Annotated in this window: 17 protein-coding genes; 8 read left to right on the forward strand and 9 right to left on the reverse strand. The window is 72.7% G+C overall.

Features of this window, described 5'->3' with window-relative positions:
• Nucleotides 1–90 precede the first annotated feature (90 nt).
• The 5 genes from AB0M82_RS05280 to AB0M82_RS05300 form a co-directional block, all read right to left on the reverse strand.
• Nucleotides 91–2,487: a SpoIIE family protein phosphatase gene (locus AB0M82_RS05280; RefSeq protein ID WP_364717862.1), complete on the reverse strand. Its 2,397-nt coding sequence runs from the start codon at nucleotides 2,485–2,487 to the stop codon at nucleotides 91–93.
• Complete coding sequence (locus tag AB0M82_RS05285; RefSeq protein ID WP_364718030.1) at nucleotides 2,484–7,037, reverse strand: HAMP domain-containing protein; 4,554 nt, start codon at nucleotides 7,035–7,037, stop codon at nucleotides 2,484–2,486. The genes AB0M82_RS05280 and AB0M82_RS05285 overlap by 4 nt, the downstream gene beginning before the upstream one ends.
• A 438-nt stretch (nucleotides 7,038–7,475) precedes the next feature.
• Nucleotides 7,476–7,736 carry a hypothetical protein gene (locus AB0M82_RS05290; protein ID WP_364717864.1) on the reverse strand — a complete coding sequence of 87 codons (261 nt, stop codon included), beginning with the start codon at nucleotides 7,734–7,736 and terminating at the stop codon, nucleotides 7,476–7,478.
• A gap of 58 nt (nucleotides 7,737–7,794) precedes the next feature.
• Entirely contained in the window at nucleotides 7,795–10,029 is a 2,235-nt protein-coding gene (locus AB0M82_RS05295; RefSeq protein ID WP_364717866.1) for a tetratricopeptide repeat protein, read from the reverse strand.
• 130 nt (nucleotides 10,030–10,159) lie between these two features.
• Nucleotides 10,160–12,034: a prolyl oligopeptidase family serine peptidase gene (locus AB0M82_RS05300; RefSeq protein ID WP_364717868.1), complete on the reverse strand. Its 1,875-nt coding sequence runs from the start codon at nucleotides 12,032–12,034 to the stop codon at nucleotides 10,160–10,162.
• 114 nt (nucleotides 12,035–12,148) lie between these two features.
• On the opposite strand from AB0M82_RS05300, the gene AB0M82_RS05305 reads away from it, so the two are divergent.
• Complete coding sequence (locus AB0M82_RS05305) at nucleotides 12,149–12,604, forward strand: ATP-binding protein (RefSeq protein ID WP_364717869.1); 456 nt, start codon at nucleotides 12,149–12,151, stop codon at nucleotides 12,602–12,604.
• Nucleotides 12,605–12,616: 12 nt separating this feature from the next.
• Here AB0M82_RS05305 and AB0M82_RS05310 read toward each other — a convergent pair whose 3' ends face one another.
• Nucleotides 12,617–13,117 (reverse strand): flavin reductase family protein, encoded by a 501-nt coding sequence (locus tag AB0M82_RS05310; protein WP_364717871.1) that lies wholly within the window; start codon nucleotides 13,115–13,117, stop codon nucleotides 12,617–12,619.
• 7 nt (nucleotides 13,118–13,124) lie between these two features.
• The gene (locus AB0M82_RS05315; RefSeq protein WP_364717872.1) at nucleotides 13,125–13,565 is read right to left on the reverse strand and encodes a DUF6292 family protein; all 441 of its coding nucleotides are present in this window, start codon (nucleotides 13,563–13,565) and stop codon (nucleotides 13,125–13,127) included.
• Between the two features lie 216 nt (nucleotides 13,566–13,781).
• On the opposite strand from AB0M82_RS05315, the gene AB0M82_RS05320 reads away from it, so the two are divergent.
• The 5 genes from AB0M82_RS05320 (at nucleotide 13,782) to AB0M82_RS05340 (ending at nucleotide 17,841) form a co-directional block, all read left to right on the forward strand.
• Nucleotides 13,782–14,219: a DUF6292 family protein gene (locus AB0M82_RS05320; RefSeq protein ID WP_364717874.1), complete on the forward strand. Its 438-nt coding sequence runs from the start codon at nucleotides 13,782–13,784 to the stop codon at nucleotides 14,217–14,219.
• Nucleotides 14,216–14,755 (forward strand): hypothetical protein, encoded by a 540-nt coding sequence (locus AB0M82_RS05325; RefSeq protein ID WP_364717876.1) that lies wholly within the window; start codon nucleotides 14,216–14,218, stop codon nucleotides 14,753–14,755. The genes AB0M82_RS05320 and AB0M82_RS05325 overlap by 4 nt, the downstream gene beginning before the upstream one ends.
• Nucleotides 14,756–14,855: 100 nt before the next feature.
• The gene (locus AB0M82_RS05330) at nucleotides 14,856–16,262 is read left to right on the forward strand and encodes an FAD-binding oxidoreductase (protein WP_364717877.1); all 1,407 of its coding nucleotides are present in this window, start codon (nucleotides 14,856–14,858) and stop codon (nucleotides 16,260–16,262) included.
• Complete coding sequence (locus AB0M82_RS05335) at nucleotides 16,244–17,539, forward strand: class I SAM-dependent methyltransferase (RefSeq protein WP_364717878.1); 1,296 nt, start codon at nucleotides 16,244–16,246, stop codon at nucleotides 17,537–17,539. The genes AB0M82_RS05330 and AB0M82_RS05335 overlap by 19 nt, the downstream gene beginning before the upstream one ends.
• Nucleotides 17,540–17,637: 98 nt before the next feature.
• A complete protein-coding gene (locus AB0M82_RS05340) occupies nucleotides 17,638–17,841 on the forward strand; it encodes a cold-shock protein (RefSeq protein WP_072479091.1) in 204 nt (67 codons plus the stop codon).
• Nucleotides 17,842–17,912: 71 nt separating this feature from the next.
• Here AB0M82_RS05340 and AB0M82_RS05345 read toward each other — a convergent pair whose 3' ends face one another.
• Nucleotides 17,913–18,140 carry a hypothetical protein gene (locus tag AB0M82_RS05345; RefSeq protein WP_364717880.1) on the reverse strand — a complete coding sequence of 76 codons (228 nt, stop codon included), beginning with the start codon at nucleotides 18,138–18,140 and terminating at the stop codon, nucleotides 17,913–17,915.
• A 261-nt stretch (nucleotides 18,141–18,401) separates the two neighbouring features.
• Here AB0M82_RS05345 and AB0M82_RS05350 point away from each other — a divergent pair, with 261 nt between their 5' ends.
• Nucleotides 18,402–19,340 (forward strand): acyl-CoA desaturase, encoded by a 939-nt coding sequence (locus tag AB0M82_RS05350; protein ID WP_364717882.1) that lies wholly within the window; start codon nucleotides 18,402–18,404, stop codon nucleotides 19,338–19,340.
• Nucleotides 19,341–19,402: 62 nt separating this feature from the next.
• Here the strand turns inward: AB0M82_RS05350 and AB0M82_RS05355 are convergent, their stop codons facing one another.
• On the reverse strand, nucleotides 19,403–20,419 hold the full coding sequence (locus tag AB0M82_RS05355) for an endo-1,4-beta-xylanase (protein WP_364717884.1): 1,017 nt from the start codon (nucleotides 20,417–20,419) through the stop codon (nucleotides 19,403–19,405).
• A 104-nt stretch (nucleotides 20,420–20,523) separates the two neighbouring features.
• On the opposite strand from AB0M82_RS05355, the gene AB0M82_RS05360 reads away from it, so the two are divergent.
• Entirely contained in the window at nucleotides 20,524–21,594 is a 1,071-nt protein-coding gene (locus AB0M82_RS05360; protein WP_364717885.1) for a LacI family DNA-binding transcriptional regulator, read from the forward strand.
• The last annotated feature ends 21 nt before the right edge of the window (nucleotides 21,595–21,615 follow it).

Here is a 21,615-nt window from a genome sequence, read left to right on the forward strand (position 1 = left end):
ATTCCCCTCGACCGTAGGAGGCGGACCGGCCGCCGCCCCAGCAGCCGAACGAGTGATCGAACACCACCGTGTGTAGCACGGGCCTGGCGGTCAACCCCTGATGCCCGTGACCTCGATGCCGACCACGCAGGTGTCGTCGTCCGTGTCGGCCGTGCTGTACGTCAGCAGCCGGTCCAGCTGGTGCTCGAGCCCGCCGTCGTGGCCGTCGACCAGCGTCACCAGACGGGACACCGACTCCTGCACCGGGCGGTCCCGGCGCTCGATCAGGCCGTCGGTGTAGATCAGCAGGATGTCGCCCTCGTCGAGCTGGACTTCCTCTTCCTGGTAGACGACGTCGCGGACCGCGCCGAGCAGCGAGCCCTGGATCAGCGGCAACGTCGTCGCCTCGCCGCTGCGGCGCCGCACGATCGGCGGCAGGTGTCCCGCCCGGGCCCAGCGCAGCTTCCGGTCGGCCGGGTTGTAGACGGCCGCGACCGCGGTCGCCGTGACATGGTCGGTGAGGTGGTAGGCCACCAGGTTCAGCCACGTCAGCAGCTGCGACGGCCCGGCGCCGGTCGCCGCGAGGCCGCGCAGCGCGTTGCGCAGGCTCACCATCCCCGTCGCCGCGTCGATGCCGTGCCCCGCCACGTCGCCGACGCACAGCAGGATCTCCCCGGTCGGCAGCGCGACCGCGTCGTACCAGTCGCCGCCGACGAGGTGCTCCTTCTCCGCCGGCCGATACCGGACGGCGGCGCGCAGGCCCGGCATGTCGATCGGGCCCTTGGCCGGCGGCATGATCGCCTGCTGCAGCTGCAGCGCGAGCCGGTTGCGCTCGATCGCCTGCTGCTCGGTCTCGGCCAGCCTGTCCCGCGTCGCGGCCAGCGCCACCTCGGTCCAGTGCTGTGCCGAGACGTCCTGGTAGGCCCCGCGGACCGCGACCAGCTCGCCCCGGCCGTCGACGACCGGCTCGGCGACCACCCGGATGTGCCGCGCGACGCCGTCCGAGCGCTGCAGCCGGAACGCCGTCGACGACGGGCGCTTGTGGTGCAGCACCGCCCGCAGGAACCGGCCGATCGACAGCGCGTCGTCGGAGTGCGCGTGCCCGGCCAGTTCGTGCAGCGACAGCGGCTCGGCGTCCGGCGGCAGCCCGTACAACGCGAACAGCTCGGTGTTCCAGGTGATCACCCCGGTCACCACGTTCTCTTCGAACCCGCCGATCCGGCCGAGCCGCTGGGCGTGCTGCAGCAGGACGGCGAGCTTCGCCGCGTCGTCCTGGATGCGCAGCACCAGCAGCACGTTGCCGGCGAAGCGCGTGACGCTGACGTCGGTGATGACGGTCAGCGGCACCTGGTCGACCAGCGTGGTGATCGCCATGTTGTCGGCGCGGAACGGCTCGCCGGTGGCGTAGACGCGCTGGATCTTGTCGAGCAGGCCGCTTTCCCCGGCCGCGAGCGGGTACGCCTCGAGCAGCCGGGTGCCGACGATCCGGCTGCGGGGCCGGCCGCCGGGGTCGGCGAACCGGATGTTGGCGTGGTGGACGCGGAAGTCGCTCAGCCGGCCGCCGTCGACGCACGGCGAAAGCAGCACGGCCGGGTCGTGCAGGCCGTCGACGAAGTCCACCAGCTCACCGATGAAGTCACCGAAGTCGCCGGACTGGCCCGTCACCCGGACCGGCGCGATCACGCCGTCCCAGGTGTCGAGGGTGTGCGCGCACAGCTCCGCGAGAGCCTCCAGCTGACGGCGCTGCCGCCCGGGTTCGGCGGGCAGCGGGTCCGGCCAGCACATCTCGACGACGCCGATGATCCGCCCGCCGGTGCCGGTGGGCACCGCGACCCGCCCGCCACCGGCCAGCGTGTGCTGCCCGATCGACGGCAGCCCGGCGGCGGAAAGGGTGGGCGCCCAGACGGTGTCGCGCTCGATCAGCGCGCTGCGGGCGGGGGTCGCCACGCCGGGTGGGACGTAGCGCCAGCGGGCGGCCTCCTCGGCGGAGAACCCGGCCGACCCGGCCAGCGTCAGCGACCCGTCGGGCCCGGCGAGCCACACCGCGACGGCGGTGGCGCCCATCGGCCGCAGCGCGTGCTCCAAAATGGACTCCGCGACGCGCTGGGTGTCCCCGGCCGCGAGCACGCCGCTCTCCGCGGTGCGCAGCCGCACCGCCACGGACTCTTCGCCGTCCGCGCGGGCCAGGAACTCCCGGGCCACCTCGGAAATCCGGTCCTCGGCGGCCTCGCCGACGACGTCCGCGGCGAATTCCAGCGCCGTCATCCCGGCGCGCCCGGCCAGGCTCTCCAGCTGCCGGGCGGCGTCCGCGGGCGTGCAGCGCAGCCGTTCCATCAGCACGCCCTTGGCGAGCTCGATCAGCGCGCGGCCGTCGGCGACCGCCTGCGCGTGGTCGACCTCGTCGCGCAGCCGGGCGACGGTGTCGGCGAGCCGGGCGAGGTTGGTCGACACCTCGGCGGGCGGCCCGGGGACGCCCTGGTCCTCCGGCGACCGCTCGTCCCCGGTCACGCCGTCACGTGCCGCTTGATGCGGGCGATCAGATCGTCCGCGTCGACCGGCTTGGTCACGTAGTCGGTGGCGCCGGCCGCGAGGCTCTTTTCGCGGTCGCCCGGCATCGCCTTCGCCGTCACCGCGACGATCGGGATCCCGGCGTGCCCGGGCATCGCGCGGATCTTCGCCGTCGCGGTGTAGCCGTCCATCTCCGGCATCATCACGTCCATCAGGATCAGGTCGATGCCGGGGTGCGCGGCGACGGTGTCGACGCCCTTGCGGCCGTCCTCGGCGTGCAGCACCTCCATCCCGTGCAGCTCCAGGATCCCGGTGAGCGCGTAGACGTTGCGCGGGTCGTCGTCGACGATCAGCACCGTGCGCCCGGCCAGGGTGGTGTCGACGTCGGCGGCCCGCACCGGCGCGGCCTGCTCGTCCGCGCGGACCAGCGGCAGGACCGCGCCCGGCTTCTCCGCCGAGAGGTGCAGCGCGATCCGCTCGCGCAGCTCGTCCAGCCCGGACAGCACTTCCAGCGACTGCACGTCCGCGCGGGACCGCACCAGCTCCGCCAGCTCGACGTCGAGGCGGCGGCTGTTGTGCGCGAGCACCGGCACGAGCCGCAGCGCGCTGTCGCCCTGCATCGCGTCGAGAAAGGTGAACGCGGTCCGGTCCGGCAGGTCCAGGTTCAGCACCACGCAGTGGTAGGCGTCGGTGGCGAGGGCGGCCACGGCCTCCTGGGTGCCGACCGCCGTGACCACTTCGACGTCGGCGGGTGAGTGGCCGATGTCCCGGCTGTCGGCCAGGTCCGAGGCGGCGCTTTCGGCGACGAGGGTCAGCAGCCCGTGCTGGCGCTCCTCCACGACCAGCAGCCGCCGGTGCGGACGCGGCCCGGGCACCGGGGTACCGGCCCCGGAGTCGCCCTCCGCGATCGCGGTGGACGGGTGCTCGCCCGCGGGGAGCGTCGCGAAGTCCGGCCGCGCGACCGGCAGCGAGAAGGTGAACGTGCTGCCCTCGCCGAGAGTGCTGTCGGCGGTGATGAACCCGCCGAGCAGCTGGGCGATCTCGCGGCTGATCGACAGGCCGAGCCCGGTGCCGCCGTACTTGCGGCTGGTCGTGCCGTCGGCCTGCTGGAAGGCGCCGAAGATCGACTCGAGCTGGTGCTCGGCGATCCCGATGCCGGTGTCGGTGACCCGGAACGCGACGGCGGGCCCGTGCGCGCGCAGCGGCCGGGGCAGCCGGTCGAGGTCCACCGGCTCGATGTGCAGCTCGATCCCGCCGACCTCGGTGAACTTGACCGCGTTGGACAGCAGGTTGCGCAGCACCTGCCGCAGCCGGGAGTCGTCGGTGAGCAGCTCGGTGGGCGAGCCGGGCGCGACGGTGATCCGGAAGTCGAGGTTGCGCTGCGCGATCATCGGCCGGAACGTCGCCTCGACGTAGTCCAGCAGGCCGCGCAGCGACACCTGCTCCGGGGTGAGGTCCATCTTCCCGGCCTCGACCTTCGACAGGTCGAGGATGTCGTTGATCAGCTGCAGGAGGTCCGAGCCCGCGGAGTGGATGATGCCCGCGTACTCGACCTGCTTCGCGGTGAGGTTGCGGGTCGGGTTCTGCGCGAGCAGCTGGGCGAGGATCAGCAGGCTGTTGAGCGGGGTGCGCAGCTCATGGCTCATGTTGGCCAGGAACTCCGACTTGTACTTCGACGCCAGCGTCAGCTGCTGCGCGCGGGCCTCCAGCTCTTGGCGGGCCTGCTCGATCTCCAGGTTCTTCGTCTCGATGTCGCGGTTCTGCGTGACCAGCAGCGCCGCCTTCTCCTCCAGCTCGGCGTTGGAGGACTGGAGTTCTTCCTGCCGCGCCTGCAGTTCTTCCGAGCGGGCCTGCAGCTCCGCGGTCAGCCGCTGCGACTCGCCGAGCAGCTCGTCGGTGAGGGCGTTGGCGACGATGCTGTTGACGTTGACGCCGATCTGCTCCATCAGCAGTTCGAGGAACGCCCGGTGCACCGCGGTGAAGCCGTGCACCGACGCCAGTTCGAGCACGCCGAGCACCTGGTCCTCGACCACGATCGGCAGCACGATCAGGCTGGCCGGCGCCGTGCTGCCCAGGCCGGAGGAGATCGTGGCGTAGCCGGGCGGCACGTCGTCGACCACGATCGGGCGGCGGCTGCGCGCGGCCTGCCCGACGAGTGACTGCCCGACCCGGAAGCGCACGGCGGGGCCGTCACCGACGGTGCCGATCTCCGGGTGGCCGTACGCGCCGACCAGCCGCAGTTCGGGGACCTCGGCGGTGTCGTCCGCCAGGTAGAACGCGCCGTACTGGGCGTTGACCAGCGGGACGAGCTCGTCCATCACCGCCGCCGCGACGACGGCGAGGTCCCGGCGGCCCTGCATCAGCCCGGTGATGGTGGCCAGGTTCGACTTCAGCCAGTCCTGCTCCTGGTTCGCCCGCGTCGTCTCGCGCAGCGACTCCACCATCGAGTTGATGTTGTCCTTCAGCTCGGCGACCTCGCCGGAGGCGTCGACGGTGATCGACCGGGTCAGGTCGCCCTCGGCGACCGCGCTGGTCACCTCGGCGATCGCCCGGACCTGGCGAGTGAGGTTCCCGGCCAGCTCGTTGACGTTTTCGGTGAGCCGCTTCCAGGTGCCGGACACGCCTTCGACCTCGGCCTGCCCGCCGAGCCGGCCTTCGCTGCCGACTTCGCGCGCCACTCTCGTGACCTCCGCGGCGAACGCCGAGAGCTGGTCGACCATCGTGTTGATCGTGGTCTTGAGCTCGAGGATCTCGCCGCGGGCGTCGACGTCGATCTTGCGGGTCAGGTCGCCCTGCGCGACGGCGGTGGTCACCTGGGCGATGTTGCGGACCTGTCCGGTGAGGTTGTTCGCCATCGAGTTGACGTTGTCGGTCAGGTCCTTCCACGTGCCGGCGACGTTCGGCACCCGCGCCTGCCCGCCGAGCATGCCCTCGGTGCCGACCTCGCGCGCCACTCTCGTGACCTCGTCGGCGAACGCGGAAAGCGTGTCGACCATCGTGTTGATGACGTCGGCCAGCGCCGCGACCTCGCCCTTGGCCTCGACGGTGATCTTGCGCGACAGGTCGCCGCGCGCGACCGCCGTGGCGACCTGCGCGATCGAACGGACCTGGCCGGTCAGGTTGGACGCCATGACGTTGACGTTGTCGGTGAGGTTCTTCCACGTCCCGGACACGCCGCGGACGGTCGCCTGCCCGCCGAGGTTGCCCTCGGTGCCGACCTCGCGCGCCACCCGGGTGACCTCGTCCGCGAACGCGGACAGCTGATCCACCATCGTGTTGATGGTGTCCTTGAGCTCGAGGATCTCGCCGCGGGCGTCGACCCGGATCTTCTGCGACAGGTCGCCGCGCGCGACCGCGGTGGTGACTTGGGCGATCGAGCGGACCTGCGCGGTGAGGTTGTCGGCCATGACGTTGACCGACTCGGTGAGGTCCTTCCAGGTCCCCGACACGCCCTTGACGTCGGCCTGGCCGCCGAGGCGGCCCTCGGTGCCCACCTCGCGCGCCACGCGGGTGACCTCGTCCGCGAACGCCGACAGCTGATCGACCATCGTGTTCAGCGTGTCCTTGAGCTCCAGGACCTCGCCGCGGGCGGTCACGTTGATCTTCTGGGACAGGTCGCCCTTGGCCACCGCGGTGGCGACCTGGGCGATGTTGCGGACCTGGTCGGTCAGGTTGCCCGCCATGAAGTTCACCGAGTCGGTGAGGTCGCGCCAGGTGCCGGAGACACCCTTGACGTCGGCCTGGCCGCCCAGCCGTCCCTCGGTGCCCACCTCGCGGGCCACTCTCGTGACCTCGTCGGCGAACGACGACAGCTGGTCCACCATCGTGTTGATCGTGTTCTTGAGCTCCAGGATCTCGCCGCGGGCGTCGACGGTGATCTTCTGCGACAGGTCGCCCTTGGCCACCGCCGTCGTCACCTGGGCGATGTTGCGGACCTGGTCGGTCAGGTTGCCCGCCATGAAGTTCACCGAGTCGGTGAGGTCGCGCCAGACGCCGCCGACGCCGGGCACCTGGGCCTGCCCGCCGAGCCGGCCTTCGCTGCCGACTTCGCGGGCCACTCTCGTGACCTCGTCGGCGAACGACGACAGCTGGTCCACCATCGTGTTGACGGTGTCCTTGAGCTCCAGGATCTCGCCGCGCGCGTCGACGTCGATCTTCTGCGACAGGTCGCCCTTGGCCACCGCGGTGGCCACCTGCGCGATGTCGCGGACCTGGGTGGTGAGGTTGCCGGCCATCGCGTTCACCGAGTCGGTGAGGTCCTTCCACGTGCCGGACACGCCGGGGACCTTCGCCTGCCCGCCCAGCTGCCCCTCGCTGCCGACCTCCCGCGCGACGCGGGTGACCTCGGAGGTGAACAGCGACAGCTGGTCGGCCATGCCGTTGAAGACCGTCGCGATCTCGCCGAGCAGGCCGTCGGCGCCGCCCGGCAGCCGGATGCCGAAGTCGCCGTCGCGCACCGCGGTCAGGCCGGCGAGGAGCCGTCGCAGCTCCTGCTCCCCCGCCTCGCCCACGCCCGAAGCGTCCGTACCCGGGCGCCCGCCGTCGACCATTGCCCCACCCATCCGCCACCCGTTTCTTCGTTTGTCGGCACCCTTGCGCCGTCTCGCCGTGCACGCCGGAGGCTCAGCATAGTGCAGCTGCACTATGCTGAGCGGCAACAGTTGAGCAACCAGCTGCACCCGAATCCGCGCGTGCTCCCCAGGCGGTGCTCAAGAGCCTTTCCTTTCCTCCCAGGCCATCCGGCCCCATTGGGCCATTCGGCCGAACGCCGGCACAACGCCCGGTGACGTCTGCTCGACGACGTCGCCGCGCTTCGTCGCGCCCTGGATTCGTGTCCGAAATAGACACTCCATTGTGGAGCGCCGAGAAAGTGTCGCCAGCAGAGCCGGCCCTTCCGTTCGCCCGCGCGCCGCGGTCCGCTCCGCGGCCTGCCGGGCGTGGTCGTGCGCACGGTCAGCGCCCGCGGCGTCACCCTCCGCGGCGGAGGTTCACCCGACGTGGGCCGTTCGTGGAGGCCGGTTGTAGAGGTTGTCGCTGTCGTCGCCGGCGGCGCGCCGCGAAGATCGGCGTGCCGCGGCTTCGGGGGGAGGGAGGCACTGGTGACGACCGCCTGGAGGATGGTTCCGGCCGTGCTGCTCGCGGCGGCCGCCCTCGTCGGCGTGCCCGCCGGCGCGGCCGCGGATCCGCGGGTCCGGCTCGTCCTCGTCCACCGGGTGCGCGACACCGTCCAGCTCGCCTGCGGACCGCACGCGGGCAAGGTGACCTGCGCCGCCACCCACCGGCCGCGGCCCTACCTGACCGCCACCGTCACAAGCGTTCCAGCTCCGCCCGCACCTCGGCCGCGCGCTCCGCACCGCCGTACTCCCGCAGCAGCGCCAGCGCCTCCGTGAGCACCGCCCGCGCCCGGTCGCGGTCGGCCAGGCCCCGGTGGGCGCGGCCCAGTTCGGCGAGCGTCATCGCTTCGTAGAGCCGGACCCCCGCGGCCCTCCAGAGCTCGACGCTGCGGCACAGCGCCGCCACGGCGGAGTCGTACCGGCCCAGCTCGCGGTGCACGACGCCGATCCGCAGCCAGCCGTAGGCCGTGCCTCGCAGGTCATCGGTACCTTCGCCGACGGCCACCGCTTCGGTGGCGTACGCCAGCTCGCGCTCGGGGTCGCCTTGGCGCCCGTACAGCACGCCGAGGTTGACCAGGTTCAGCGTTTCGACGTGGCGCAGGCCGAGCGACCGGTTGAGCGCCAGGCTCCGCTCGCCGAACTCGATGGCCGCGTCGACGTCGTCGCCGAGGCCGAACACGAAGCACAGGTTGTTGAGGGCGGCCGCGAGCTGGCGCGGGTTCCCGATCTCCTCCCAGTCCGCGAGGCTCCGCCGGAGGTGGGCGTGGGACCGCCGGAAGTCGGCTGCTTCGCCGCCGTGGACGAGCTCGGCCTCGGCGACCCCGAGGTCGTTGCGCAGCGTCGCGGCCGCCACCGGGTCGACGCCGTCGACCAGGTCCAGTGCCACCTCGTCGACCTGGATGGCGTCGCGCCACCGGGCTCGCGCCCGGTGGTACTCGAACAGGCCGAGCCCGACGGCGGCGATCGTCTCGGCGGGCACCCCCGGCGTGGCCGCGGCCTGCCGCACGACGGTCACGAGGTGCGCCTGGTGCCGATCGAGCCAGCCGAAGACCTCCTCCGAAGATGCTGAAGAAGCTGGAGCGGCCGGCACGGACCACCGCCCGGCGGCCCACTCGTGGCGGTGCGAAGCCGCCGAGACCAGCGCCATGCTCTGCCACGCCATCGCCGCGCAGAGCTCGACGACGCGGGTGATCGCCGCGGCCCGTTCGGCCGCGGTCAGCCGTTCGGCGTGCTCCCGGGCGTAGAGCCGGAGCAGGTCGTGCAGCCGGTACCAGCCGGGGGCGGGCGAGGTCAGCAGGTGCTCGTCGGTGAGCCGGTCCAGCAGGGCTTCGGTTTCGCGGTCCGGCACGTCGAGCAACCGGCCGGCGATCGGCACCGACAGTTCCGGGACGTCGAGCAGGGACAGCAGCGGATAAGCGCGGGCCGCGGCGGGATCGGTGGCCTCCAGCGCGCCGAACGCGAGCGCGAAGCCGGGCCGGACGCCCGTTTCGTCGAGGCGCCGGCGCTCGTCGTCGAGCCGGTGCGCGAGGTGGGCGACCGGCCAGGCCGGCCGCGTCGCCAGCCGCGCGCCGGCGAGGTGCAGCGCGAGCGGCAGGTACCCGCACAGGCGCGCCACCGCCCGCGCCGCGGACGGCTCGGCGGCGACCCGGTCCGCGCCGATCTCCGCCGCCAGCAGGCGCAGCGCGTCGGACTCGGGCAGGACGTCCAGCAGCACCTGGTGCGCCTGCGGCAGGTCCGGCAGCGCGGCGCGGCTGGTCACGATCGCCGCCGAGCCGCCCGCCCCGGGCAGCAGCGGCTCGACGTGCGCGGCGTCGCGGGCGTTGTCGAGCACCAGCAGCACCCGCTTCCCGGCCAGCAGCGTGCGGAGACGCGCCGACGCGGAGCCGGGCGACAACGGCGTCGGCGGCTCGCCGCCGAGCTCGCGGATCAGCCGGTCGAGCAGGTCGAGCGGGTCCGGCGGGTCGGCCGCGTGCCCGCGCAGGTCCAGGTGCAGCGACCCGTCGGGGAAGCGCCGGGCGAGCCGGTGCCCGGCCTCGAGCGCCAGCGCCGTCTTGCCGATTCCGGCCATTCCGGCGATGGCGACCACCACGCCCTCGCGTGGTTCGGCCAGCAGGCCCAGCACGCGGTCGAGGTCGGCTTCCCGGCCGGTGAACGCCGCGATCCCGCCGGGCAGCTCGCGCGGCACGACGGCCGACCGCGCCGGCGTCCTCGGGCGCGCGGCCGCGGCGGCGAAGTCCGACCGTCCTTCGCCGGCCAGGCCGAGGGCGTCGGCGAGCCGGTCGAGGGTTTCGCGGTGCGGGAACCGCCGGTCGCCCCGTTCGAGGGCGCCCACGGCCTGCGCGCTGAGTCCGGACGCCTCGGCCAGCGCCTCCTGGGTCAGCCCGGCCGCCCGCCGAAGCCGGCGCAGCCGCGCCCCGAACGAATCCATCCCGCCCCTCCTCCCGGACGAGGATCACACGGCGAGCCGACCGGGCGCCACCGGCGCGGGAATCGCGGGTTCCCCCGGACGGTCACCGTCGGCGCGGACGGCTTCTCGTTCGGTGCCGGGCAGGCGGAGTTCAAGCTGGGCGAACAGGTGTGAGCCACCGCGAGAACCACTCCCGCGACCGGTTCAGGACGTCGATCTGGTGGTCGCGCTCGCGGATCGAGTGGCCCTCCCGGGGGTAGACGACGTACTCGTGCTCGGCACCGAAGCCGCGGAGCGCGCGGTGCAGCAGTTCCGCTTGCGAGAGCGGGACGTTGGTGTCGTCCTCGCCGTGCAGGATGAGAACGGGAGTCCGGATGTTGGCGGCGTGGGTGATCGGGCTGTTCTCCCGGCCGCCGAGGGCCGCTTCGAACCGGGTGAGCTCGCCGGTGGCGGCGAGCAGGGGCCAGTCGGTGACACCCGCCGAGACGAGAGCGGCGGCGAAGCGATCGGTCTGCCCGACGGCCCACGCGGCCATGAACCCGCCTTGGCTCCCGCCGCCGATCCCGAGCCGCCCCGGGTCGGCGACGCCTTCGTCGACGAGGAGGTCGATCCCGGCGAGGACGTCGGTCCAGTCCGGACCGCCCACCGCTCCGGCGACGCTCACCGCGAAGGCGTGCCCGTGGCCGAGGCCGCCCCGCGCGTTCGGCAGGAACACCGCGAACCCGGCGGCCGCGAGCCACTGGCCCGAGGGGTACCAGCCCAGGTTCAACCGGTCGGCGTAGCGGCCGTACGGCCCGCCGTGGACCAGCGTGACGAGCGGGAAGGGACCGTCGTCGCGGGTCGTGCCGGGCGGGAGGACCAGGAGGCCGTCGAGGGCCAGGCCGTCCGGAGCGCGGTAGGACAGGCGTTCCTGGGTGCCCCACCGGATTCCGGGGAGAGCGGTTTCGCCGAGGCGGGCGAGCGGCCCGCCCGGTGGCCCGGCGTGGACGGCGTCGGGCTCGGCCGCGGTGCTCGCGACCACCGCGAGGACCTCGCGGCCCACGGTCAAGGACGCCAGCTGACCCCGGGCCCGCGAGACCTCCGTGAAGCGGCGCGTGGCCGGGTCGAGCCGCCGGACGGTGGTGTCCAGGCCTTCGGCGAACAACGCCAGCGGCGGGCCACCGTCGGTCTCGGCCAGCTCGACGGGGCAGACACTCATCCCGAAGGTCAGATTGCGGTGCGTCCCGCCCCGGTCGCCGACGTCGAACACGGCGCGGCCGCCGACCAGGGCGGGCGGGGTGAGGCCGAGGTAGCAGAGGCGCCAGCCGGTTTCGTCGCGCCACCAGGTGAGGGACGACGCTTCGAGCGCCGGCGTGCCGAGGTCCCGGGTGGCCCCGGAGGCGGGGTCGACGAGGTGGAGCCCCGGTTCGAATTGGCCGGGGTCGAGGTCGGCGACCGACCAGGTGAGCACGGCGAGGGCGCCCCCGTCCGGCCGGGCCGCCACCTCGACGACGTGCCGCGCGCCCAAGTCGCCGAGCGGACGCGGGGCGCCGGTCGGCGAGTCGAGGAGCCACAGCCGGTCGGGGCGGGCCTCGGTGTCCCAGACCGGCGGACGGCTTGCCGAGACCGTGCGGATCCGGGGATCGGCCGGCCGCTCCCGCTCGTCCGGCGCGAGCACCACGATCCGCCCCGGGTCCGCCAGCGGGAGGTACCCACTGATGCCCGCGGCGGTCAGCGGTTCCGGATCACCCTCGGTGCGGCCCACCCGGTACAGCCGCGCGGTGCCCCGCTCGGCCCGGTCCGAGAGGAAGAAGACCGAGCCGGAGTCCGGCGCCCAGCGGGGTGCGTGGTTCTCGGCCGTGGCGGGCGCGAGCTCCCGTGGCGGCGCGCTGCCGTCGGCGGGGGCGACCCACAGCGCGCTGACCGGATGCCGCCCCGCCCGGCCCACGGTGCCGGTCACGAACGCGACCCACCGGCCGTCCGGGGAGACGCGCGGCGTCCGCGGTACCACCCGATCGGTCACGGCTTCCGCCGTCAGCTCCCCCACAGCCGCCCCCTCTTCCCGTCGGCGCCAGTCTGCCATCCCCGAACCCGACCCATCCACGTCGCGGGCGGCACCGAACACCTCGTAAAGCAGATCCGGCGCGAGGGAGCGGTGGCGATGAACGGCGGAGAAGCGGCGAGCTCGGAAGACTTGCGGCCGCCGGAGTGGGACCAGGCCGTCGAGCAGCTCAGCCTGCGCGTGGCCCTCGCGGCGGAGGTGACCCTCGACCTGACCGGGCGGCCCGCGCTCCGCCGGATCCGCTCCACCGTGGCCGCCTGCCTCGGCTTCGGGCGCCACGAGCCGCTCGGCGCGCCGCTGCTGGTCGTGGACGAACTCGTCGGCAACGCCTACCGGCACACCGCACGGCCATCGGGGCTGCGGGTCACCCGCGAGCGGCGGGGCATGCTGGTCGAGGTGGCCGACGACGACGCCGCGATCGGCCGCGTGTCGGTCGGTGGCGGGCACGGCCTGAAGCTGGTCGGCCGGCTCTCCGTCCACTGGGGCGTCCGGGCCGCGGCGCCCGGGAAGGTCGTCTGGGCGCTCGTGCCCGGCTACCTCTTCCGCGAGGCCTGAACCCGCCCCGGTTCAGGCCTCGTTGCCCGGTTCGAGGTCGCGGACGTCCTGGAAGCCCAGCTGCCGGCCGGCCTCCCCGCCGGCCGCGGCGGCGATCGGGCGCAGCAGGTGCGCGACGTGATCGCCGGTGACCTCGCGGCCGAGGATCTCGCCGGCGAACCAGCGGGGGCAGTCGTCGAGCACCGGGACGCCGCGAGGCCCGCGGTGCCAGCGGCAGCGGGCGAACTTGTCGGCGTCGAACCCCGTCGTCCCGCCGAAGAGCCGCGCGAGGTCCTTCTGTGCCGTGGTCAGCCGGTGCACGGCCAGCACTTCGGCTCCTCGCGCGACCTCGCGCGTGTGGTTCTTGTCGGACAGCCAGACCATGAACCGCGGCGGCGAAATGCTGCACTGCGCCGCGAAGCCGACCAGGCAGCCCGCGGCGCGCGTGCCGTCGGCGCACGTGACGATGTACATGGGGTAGTCCAGGACCCCGACCAAGGCGTCGAAGTCCGGTGGCCCGTTCTCGCCGGTCACCCCGTGCCTACCCGTGACCGCGGACCGCCACGTCGGGAACCAGCGTCAGCAGCTGCTCGTGATCGCCGGCCTCGCGGAGCACCGGCGCGTCGAGCGTTCCCGCGTCCGGGTCGCCGGCGCGCACCGCGGCGAGGAACCGGACCACGGCGCGGGGTTCGGGCAGCACCGCGCCGCCGAGGTAGCACAGGACGGTCGCGGCCTCGCCGGTCGCGTCCTCGATCGCCGCCGCCCAGCCGTGCACCTCGTCCCAGACGAGCGCGAGGTCGTGGCCGGGGAAGCGGGCCAGCCGCCAGTCGAGGGCGATGTACGCGGCGGCGGGCGCGCCCGCGTCGAGGGTGCAGGACTCCAGCCCCACCCCGACGGCCCTGGCCACCGCGCCCAAGTAGCCGCGCAACCGCCGCTCGAACGAGAACTCCGTGTCGCGCCCGAAGTCGATCAGAATGCTCAACGCCGCCTCGCTTCCCGTCCCGCCGCGGGGTTCCCGCGGTCCGAGCGCCGGATACCCCGGTGCCGGCCCGATCAATCCCGACATAAGCCCCGGCACTGCGTCATCATTCCGGCGACATTCTTCTTGTCATCCTTTCGATGACATGTTAGAACAGAAGGACCTGACGAACCCCGGGAGCGCGCCGGCTCCCACTCCGAGAAAGGCTTCGCACCACCCGTGACCGCATCGATCGAACTCCCGACCGGTTACCAGCACCCCGCCGTCCCCGCGCTGCTCGACTACCTCCGCGACGTCACCGCCGAGCTCGGGATCGGCCTCGAGTCGTGCACCGTCGACCACGACCGCCCGGTTTCGGCCTACGTCGCCCTCGACACCCGGCTGCCGCACTACCCCGACCGCGACGTCGCGCTGCTCTGGGACGAGGAGCGCGGCTGGGCGGCGGCGATCGAGACGCACTCGGGCGAGGACCTGATCGTCCTGCGCTACCTGGGCGGCCCGGCGGTCGTCCCGTCGCCGCGCCGGGTCGCGCGGTTCGTCGCCGCGCTGCACGAGGACGACCACACCGTCGGACGGCCCGACCCGGTCACCCTCCGGACCGCGGGCGACGCCGACGGGCTCGCCGCGCTGCTGCGCCGGCCGGCCGCCGCCCGATGACCGCGCCATTGCCCCTGCCGGAGAGCTTCGCGCTGACGTTCCGCGGTTACGACCGCGAGCAGGTCGACGAGCGGATCGAGGAACTCCTCGGCGAGCTCCGCCTGCTCACGGCCGACCGCGACGCCGCCGTCGCCGAGGCCGAGAACCTGGCGCGGCGGCTCGAACAGGCCCGCGCCGACAACGCCGCGTTGCGCGCCCGCGCCGACCGGCTCTGCCGGACGCCCGCCGACCCGGCGGCCGTCGGCGACCGCGTCCGCCACCTGCTCGAACTGGCCCACGCGGAAGCGGCCGGGATCGTCGCCACGGCCCGGCACCGGGCCGCCGCGATCGTCCGGGAAGCCGAGGAGACAGCGCTACGCCGCGACGCCGACGCCCGAGCGCGGGCCACGGGCATCGTCGACGACGCCCGCCGGCGGGCCGAGCGCCTGGCCGCCGTCGAGCGCCGCACCGCCGCCCGGCTGCGGGAGGTCGACGCCCTGCTGGCCGACGCCGAAACGCTCGTGGCCGAGGAGACCCCGCTCCGCGCGGCCGCCTGATCGTCCCGGCGCGCGCGGGCGGATCCCGGCTCCCGGGAGGGTGGAAAACCCAGCCGGCCGGGAGTGTGCGTCCGTCCTCCCGGTGAGGCAGGATCAAGGTGTGACCACCCATCAGGCCGGGGTGCCCGAAGCCCGTCCGGGCCCGGCCTTCCCCGAGCACGAATCCCGCGTCGACGCACTGAGACGGCAGCTCACCGCGATCAGCGGCGAAGCCACCATCCGGCTGGCGAAGCGGACGTCGAACCTCTTCCGCTCCCGCGCCGCGGCGAAACACCCCGGACTGGACGTGTCCGGGTTCACGCACGTGCTGCGCGTCGATCCCGAGACCCGCACCGCCGACGTCGAAGGGATGGTGACCTACGAACAGCTCGTCGACGCGACGCTGCCGCACGGGCTGATGCCGCTGGTCGTGCCGCAGCTGAAGACGATCACCCTCGGCGGCGCGGTGACCGGCCTCGGCATCGAGTCCTCGTCGTTCCGCAACGGCATGCCGCACGAGTCGGTGCTCGAACTGGAGGTGCTCACCGGCGACGGCCGGATCGTCGTCGCCACGCCGGACAACGAGCACCGAGACCTGTTCCACGGCTTCCCCAACTCGTACGGCACCCTCGGCTACGCGCTGCGGCTGCGGATCCTCCTGGAGCCGGTGAAGCCGTTCGTGCGGCTGCGCCACGTCCGCCACCACGACCGCGACAGCTACTTCGCCGCGCTCGGCGAGGTCTGCGCGAAGAGCGAGCACCAGGGCGAGCACGTCGACTTCGTCGACGGCACGGTGTTCGGCCCGGACGAGCTCTACCTCACCCTGGCCACGTTCACCGACACCGCGCCCGCGACCAGCGACTACACCTGGCTGGACATCTACTACCACTCGATCCGGCGACGTGAGACCGACCACCTCACCGTCCGCGACTACCTGTGGCGCTGGGACACCGACTGGTTCTGGTGCTCCCGCGCCTTCGGCGTCCAGCACCGGCTGCCGAGGCTGCTGCTCGGCCGCCGGTTCCTGCGGTCTTCGGTGTACTGGAAGGCCGTCGCGCTCGACCGCCGGTTCCGGATCGCCGAGCGGCTGCTGCGGCTGCGGCGCCTGCCGCCCGAAGAGACGATCGTGCAGGACATCGAGGTCCCGCTCCGCCGGGCCGCGGAGTTCCTCGAGTTCTTCGAGCGGGAGATCCCGATCAGTCCGGTGTGGATCTGCCCGCTGCGGCAGCGGCCCGGTGACGTGCGCTGGCCGCTCTACGAGCTCGACCCGGCCGAGCTCTACGTCAACTTCGGCTTCTGGTCGGCCGTGCCGCTGGACCCCGGCGAGCGCGACGGCGCGCACAACCGGATGATCGAAGCCGAGGTCACCCGGCTCGGCGGCCACAAGTCGCTCTACTCGGACAGCTTCTACACCGAGGACGAGTTCTGGCGGCTGTACAACGGCGACGCCTACCGCGAGCTCAAGCGGATCTACGACCCGGGCGAGCGGCTGCTCGGCCTCTACGAAAAATGCGTCCGCCGCAGGTGAAAGGAACGAACGTGCCCCAGGAGACCACCACGGTCGGCGCTGTCTTCGAGCGCCTGCTCGGCCCGCGCGCCGAGGTGTCGATCACCGCCTACGACGGCAGCAGCAGCGGCGCGCCCGACGCGCCGGTGTCCATCGAAGTGCGCTCGCCGCTCGCGCTGGACTACCTCATGTCCTCCCCCGGCGACCTCGGCCTCGCCCGCGCGTACGTCGCCGGCGCGCTCGACGTCACCGGCGACCTCTACACCGCCCTGCGCGCGCTGGCGGCCCAGGTCGACCAGCTCACCCCGGCCGACCGGCTGTGGCTGCTGCGCAAGCTCGGCCCCCGCCACCTCCGGGTGGTCAAGCCGCCGGCCGAGGAGCACCCGAGCCGGTTCCGGCGCGGGATGACCGCGCTGCGGCATTCGAAGGAACGCGACAGCGAGGCCATCGCCAGCCACTACGACGTGTCCAACCGGTTCTACGAGCTGGTCCTCGGCCCGTCGATGGCCTACACGTGCGCGGTGTTCCCGTCCGCGGACGCGACGCTGGAGGAGGCGCAGGCGAACAAGTTCGACCTGGTCTGCCGCAAGCTCGGCCTCAAGGCCGGGATGCGGCTGCTCGACGTCGGCTGCGGCTGGGGCGGGATGGTCGCGCACGCCGTCCGGCACTACGGCGTCGAAGCGCTCGGCGTCACACTTTCGCGTGAACAGGCGCAGTGGGCGCAGAAGAACATCGTGGCCCTCGGCCTCGCCGACCGCGCCGAGATCCGCCACCTCGACTACCGGGATGTCACCGAAACGGGGTTCGACGCGATCTCGTCGATCGGCCTGACCGAGCACATCGGCGCGCGCAACGTGCCCGGGTACTTCCGCTTCCTCGCCGGCAAGCTCAAGCCGCACGGGCGCCTGCTCAACCACTGCATCACCAACCCGGACACCAGCGTCGCCCACCGCTCCCGCGGGTTCATCGACCGCTACGTCTTCCCGGACGGCGAACTGGAGGCCCCCGGCGAGCTCGTCACGGCCATGCACGACGCCGGCCTGGAAGTCCGGCACTCGGAGAACCTGCGCGAGCACTACGCGACGACGCTGGCCGGGTGGTGCGCCAACCTCGACGAGCACTGGGACGAGGCGGTCGCCGAGGCCGGCGCCGGGCGCACCCGGGTGTGGGCGCTCTACCTCGCGGCCTGCCGGCTGGCCTTCGAACGCCGGGAGATCGAGCTGCACCACATCCTGGGCGTCCGGACCGACAGCGAGGGCGGAATGGGCATGCCGCTGCGCCCCGACTGGGGAGTCTGAGACCGGTCTCGCGTCTTCGGGCGGGTAATGGAATGATGGTCACGAGACCGGGCGTCCGAATGGGGCGCCCAGGCTCACTACAAAGAGTAGGTATTGGTATGGCTCAGGGCAGTGTCAAGTGGTTCAACGGTGAAAAGGGCTTCGGCTTCATCGCGCAGGACGGCGGGGGACCGGACGTCTTCGTCCACTACTCCGAGATCCAGGGCAACGGCTTCAAGTCGCTCGACGAGGGCCAGCGCGTGGAGTTCGAAATCGGCCAGGGCCAGAAGGGCCCGCAGGCCCAGCGCGTAAGCGTCATCTGAGCCACGAGGCACGAAGGCCCCCGCCCCTCACCGGGCGGGGGTCTTCTTTTTCGCCGTCATCGCACCGGCCGTCATCGGTTGGATGACGGGAACCGGTGCTCCGGCGTGCCGAGGGCGACGAGCTCGGTGTACTGCACCTGCCAGGACTGCTCCGTCGCGAGGAGGTCGGCCAGCCGCTGGGCCCAGCCCGCGTCGACCGGGGTGACGGCGCCGTCGAGGTGCCGGTGGGTCTCGGCACGGGCCTTGAGCCACTCGGAGAGAGTCTGTTCCAGCGCAGGTCCGCCTGCTGGGGATGCCATCGCCCCACCGTACGCGGCCCGCGTCCGCGCTGCGGGAGGCCGGCGTTCATGTAGCCTCGAAGGAGCGGGAGCACCTCGTACGCCGGCGTCCGAGCCGGTCTCACTTCCGTTCACGTGGCCCGCGGGGGCCGATCGCCGATCAGGAGCGGCGACCACGCCCCCTCCCCCACCAGCTCACTGTTGCCCCGCCGGGTGTGTTCGCTCCCCGGCCTTCCGCGCGGCTCGATCCGGCGCGGCGAAGACTTCGAATCGAGTAGTGCCTTGACCACAGCCACACCCGTCAAACCCGCGCGCCCGGCGCCGAAACCGGTGCTTTCCGGCCGGCAGACACTGGCCGAGCTCATCACCATCCGCACGTTCCTGCTCGTCCCGTTCCTCGCGCTCGGCGCGGCCGTCCCGGTGTTCTGGGGCTGGGGCGTCAGCTGGCTCGACCTCATCATCGGCGGCGCGTTCTTCGTGGTGTCGACCCTCGGCATCACCATCGGCTACCACCGCTACTTCACCCACGGCGCGTTCCGCGCGAAGCGGGCACTGCGGATCGCGCTGGCCGTCGCCGGCGGCCTCGCGGCGCAGGGCCCGGTGATCGGCTGGGTCGCCGACCACCGCCGTCACCACGCCTTCTCCGACCGCGAGGGCGACCCGCACTCGCCGTGGCTGTTCGGCACGTCCCCGGCGGCGCTGGCGCGCGGCTTCTGGCACGCCCACATGGGCTGGCTCTTCGGACGGGACAAGACCAACGTCGACCGGTTCGCCCCCGACCTGGCCGCCGACCGCGACCTCCGCGTCGTCGACCGCCTCTTCCCGCTGTGGGTGGTGACGAGCCTGCTGCTTCCGGCCCTGCTCGGCGGCCTGATCACGCTTTCGTGGTGGGGCGCGCTGACCGCGTTCCTCTGGGCCGGTCTGGCGCGGATCTCCTTCCAGCACCACGTGACGTGGTCGGTGAACTCGATCTGCCACATGATCGGCGAGCGGCCGTTCGCGAGCCGGGACCGTTCGGCCAACTTCTGGCCGCTGGCGATCCTGTCGATGGGCGAGTCCTGGCACAACTCCCACCACGCCGACCCGACGTCCGCGCGCCACGGCGTCCAGCGGGGGCAGATCGACATCTCCGCGCGCGTGATCTGGGTGTTCGAGAAGTTCGGCTGGGCCTGGCAGGTCCGCTGGCCGACCGCGAAGCGGCTGGCGGCCATGGCCCGGTGAGCCCGGTACCGCCTGGAACGCCGGGAGGGCACCCTCCATGAAGGTGCCCTCCCGGGTCCGGTTCAGGGGTTGATGCGGGTGTACGCGGGTTTCGGCCGGAGGTTCTCGTCGAACAGGCAGGCGGCCCCCTCGCCCGGGAACACGTCCGGCACCCACGAGTGCCGGTCCGTGAAGCCCCACGTCGTGAACTCGACGCAGCGGGACACCGCGTGGCAGCCGTCCCACAGCTGGCCGAAGTAGCTCGCCTGGGTGGCGAGCTTCGCCGCGTCGGGCGGGGTCGGGATCCGGACGTCCGCTTCCGTGACCGCGACGTCCACGCCCAGCGCGGCGAAGCGCGCCAGGTTCGCGCGGTACCCGTCCGGGAAGCCGTACTGGATCGACAGGTGCGCCTGGACCCCGACGCCGCCGATCGGCACACCCTGCCGCCGCAGCGTCTTCACCAGGTCGTACACGGCGTCGCTCTTCGGGTTGCGGCCCTCGATGTTGTAGTCGTTGATGTACAGCTTGGCCGCCGGATCGGCCGCGTGCGCCCAGCGGAAGACGTCGGCGACGAAGCCGTCCCCGAGCTTCTGCCGGAAGACCGTGTCGCGCCGCGTGCCGTCCTCGTTGAAGATCTCGTTGACGACGTCCCAGGCGCGGATCTTTCCCTTGTACCGCTTGACTTCCGTCATGACGTGGTCGCGCAGCACCCGCCTCAGCTCGTCGGCGGGCAGCGCGGCCACCCAGTCCGGGAGCTGCGAGTGCCAGACGAGCGTGTGCCCGCGGACCGTCTTGCGGGTCTGCTGCGCGTACCGCACGATCGCGTCGGCGCCCGACCAGTCGTACTGCCCGCGAACCGCCTCGACGACGCCCCACTTCATCTCGTTCTCCGGGGTCACATTGTCGAATTCCCGCGTGAGCACCGCCCGGTAGTCGGGTTCCGAAGCCAGATACGCCGCGGCCACCGCGCTGCCGACGTAGCGGTGCGTGATATTTTTCAACGGCGCCGAGGCCGAAGCCACGGGCGCCGGCCAGACGGCCACGCCCGCGAGCGCGGTCATCGCCACCAGGACGCGTTTCAGCAGAATTGCTCTCACCATCTCGTTCACTCCTTTGTTCGCCACAAGTCAAGGCCTCTTTCGGAGCAATGACCGAAAGTTTCGCAGCGTGTCAATCCCGGTTCGGATGACCTAGAATCTCCTCCATGACAACGAAGTCTGATGGTCTCGAGCCCACCGCGTCCCGGGTCACCATCGCCCGGATCGCCGCCGAGACCGGTGTTTCCGTGCCGACCGTTTCGAAAGTGCTGAACGGTCGCCCCGACGTCGCCGAAACCACCCGTGCCCGCGTCGAAGCGGTCATCGGGAAATACGGTTACCGGCGCCGCGCCGACGAACGTTCCCGCCGTTCCCGGCTGCTGGAACTGATGTTCCACGAACTCGAAAGCACGTGGGCGCTGGAAATCATCCGCGGTGTCGAGTACGTCGCCCGCGAAAACGGAATGGCGGTGGTGCTCGCGGAGTCTTCGGGGCGGCACACGCCCGGGCAGAGCTGGCTGGAAAGCGTGCTCGCCCGGCGGCCGGTCGGCATCGTGTCGGTGTGCTCCGATTTCACCGGCGGGCAGCTGGCGAAGCTGCGCGCCCGCGACATCCCGCTGGTGGTGGTCGACCCGGCCGGCGCTCCCGGCCCGGAGACGCCCTCGATCGGGGCCACCAACTGGCAGGGCGGGCTGACCGCCACCCGGCACCTGCTGGAGCTGGGCCACCGCCGGATCGCGATGATCGGCGGGCCGGAGGGGGTGCTGTGCAGCCGGGCCCGCATCGACGGCTACCGCACCGCGCTGGAGACGGCCGGGGTGGCGTTCGACCCGGCGCTGGTGCGCCGCGGCGACTTCCACGTCCGGTCCGGCTACCGGGAGCTGGCCTCACTGCTCACCCTCCCCGACCGGCCGACGGCGGTGTTCGCCGGCAGCGACCTGCAGGCCCTCGGGGTGTACGAGGCCGCGCGCGACGCGGGGCTGCGGATCCCGGACGACCTTTCGGTGGTGGGCTTCGACGACCTGCCGATCGCCCGCTGGCTGACCCCGGAGCTGACGACGGTCCGCCAGCCGCTGCAGGAGATGGCGGCCGCGGGGGCGAGGCTGGCGATCGCGCTGGCCCGCGGGACGCACCCGGAGAGCCACCGCCTGGAGCTGGCGACCAGCCTGGTGGTCCGCCACAGCACGGCGGCGCCGGCGCACGAAGGCCACCACGCGCTCTCCATCGGCCAGAGATAGCCCGGGGCCGACCGGACCGTC

The organism is Amycolatopsis sp. NPDC051128, from assembly GCF_040682715.1.
GTDB lineage: Bacteria > Actinomycetota > Actinomycetes > Mycobacteriales > Pseudonocardiaceae > Amycolatopsis.

What these genes read in the sequence shown, in the direction of transcription:
- AB0M82_RS05285 (WP_364718030.1), bottom strand. Translation starts at nt 7,037, where the DNA reads ATGGTCGACGGCGGGCGCCCGGGTACGGACGCTTCGGGCGTGGGCGAG.
- AB0M82_RS05295 (WP_364717866.1), bottom strand. Translation starts at nt 10,029, where the DNA reads ATGGATTCGTTCGGGGCGCGGCTGCGCCGGCTTCGGCGGGCGGCCGGG.
- AB0M82_RS05305 (WP_364717869.1), top strand. Translation starts at nt 12,149, where the DNA reads ATGAACGGCGGAGAAGCGGCGAGCTCGGAAGACTTGCGGCCGCCGGAG.
- AB0M82_RS05325 (WP_364717876.1), top strand. Translation starts at nt 14,216, where the DNA reads ATGACCGCGCCATTGCCCCTGCCGGAGAGCTTCGCGCTGACGTTCCGC.
- AB0M82_RS05335 (WP_364717878.1), top strand. Translation starts at nt 16,244, where the DNA reads ATGCGTCCGCCGCAGGTGAAAGGAACGAACGTGCCCCAGGAGACCACC.
- AB0M82_RS05340 (WP_072479091.1), top strand. Translation starts at nt 17,638, where the DNA reads ATGGCTCAGGGCAGTGTCAAGTGGTTCAACGGTGAAAAGGGCTTCGGC.
- AB0M82_RS05345 (WP_364717880.1), bottom strand. Translation starts at nt 18,140, where the DNA reads ATGGCATCCCCAGCAGGCGGACCTGCGCTGGAACAGACTCTCTCCGAG.
- AB0M82_RS05355 (WP_364717884.1), bottom strand. Translation starts at nt 20,419, where the DNA reads ATGGTGAGAGCAATTCTGCTGAAACGCGTCCTGGTGGCGATGACCGCG.
- AB0M82_RS05360 (WP_364717885.1), top strand. Translation starts at nt 20,524, where the DNA reads ATGACAACGAAGTCTGATGGTCTCGAGCCCACCGCGTCCCGGGTCACC.